1 pseudogene is annotated in these 707 nt (G+C 69.3%); it reads left to right on the top strand.

Going from position 1 to position 707, the window contains the following annotated elements:
• Nucleotides 1-707 (top strand): annotated as a pseudogene (locus A5652_RS23665) (magnesium chelatase); the annotation flags it as partial.

Genomic DNA, 707 nt, shown 5'->3' with positions numbered 1-707 from the left:
TGCCCGACCTCGCCGAGCGCATCCAGGTGTCGATGCTCAACGTGATGGAGGAACGCGACATCCAGGTCCGCGGTTACACCCTGCGTCTGCCGCTGGACGTGTTGGTGGTCGCCAGCGCCAACCCCGAGGACTACACCAACCGCGGACGCATCATCACCCCGCTCAAAGACCGTTTCGGCGCGGAGATCCGGACCCATTACCCGCTCGAGCTCGAAGCGGAAGTCGGTGTCATCGCGCAGGAAGCGCACCTGTCCGCCCAGGTCCCCGACTACCTCATGCAGATACTCGCCCGATTCGCCCGCTACCTGCGGGAGTCCAACTCCGTCGATCAACGCTCGGGGGTGTCGGCGCGGTTCGCGATCGCCGCCGCCGAGACCGTCGCCGCCGCCGCACGACACCGCGGCGCGGTGCTGGGGGAGACGGACCCGGTGGCCCGGGTCGTCGATCTGGGCACGGTGATCGACGTGCTGCGCGGCAAGCTGGAATTCGAATCCGGTGAGGAGGGCCGCGAACAGGCCGTGCTCGAACACCTGCTGCGCCGGGCCACCGCGGACACCGCGTCGCGGGTGTTGGGGGGCATCGACGTCGGATCGCTGGTGTCCGCGGTCGAGGGCGGTTCGGCGGTGACGACGGGCGAGCGGGTCTCGGCCAAAGATGTGCTGGCCGCGGTCCCGAGCCTGCCGGTGGTGGACAAGATCGCGGCCAAG

This window comes from Mycobacterium sp. 1165178.9, from assembly GCF_001673555.1.
Lineage (GTDB): Bacteria > Actinomycetota > Actinomycetes > Mycobacteriales > Mycobacteriaceae > Mycobacterium.
This window is presented reverse-complemented; position numbering and strand designations above follow the sequence as displayed.